This window comes from Vogesella mureinivorans, assembly GCF_007644035.1.
Lineage (GTDB): Bacteria > Pseudomonadota > Gammaproteobacteria > Burkholderiales > Chromobacteriaceae > Vogesella > Vogesella mureinivorans.
Genome location: NZ_VMTV02000891.1, coordinates 1 through 266 on the forward strand (window position 1 = coordinate 1; position 266 = coordinate 266).

General features: G+C 67.3%; 1 protein-coding gene. It reads left to right on the top strand.

Annotated elements, in window-relative coordinates; translation table 11 throughout:
• Window positions 1-266: tRNA-dihydrouridine synthase (locus FLQ44_RS20125; protein ID WP_206209023.1), on the top strand; the 266-nt coding region annotated here is incomplete at both ends.

Sequence of the window (266 nt, forward strand, 5' to 3'; positions counted from 1 at the left end):
CCGAGTTTGTGCGCGTGACCAACTCGCTGCTGCCGGTGCGTACCTTCGAACGCCTGGCCCCCGAGCTGCAAACCGCTTCGGCCACGCGCTGCGGCGTGCCGGTGCGGGTGCAGCTGCTGGGCTCCGAGCCGGAGTGGCTAGCGCAGAATGCCGTGCGTGCGGCAGAAATGGGTGCCGTGGGGGTAGACCTGAACTTTGGCTGCCCGGCCCCTACCGTCAACAGGCACCGTGGCGGTGCCGTATTGCTGAAAGAGCCCGACGTTCTT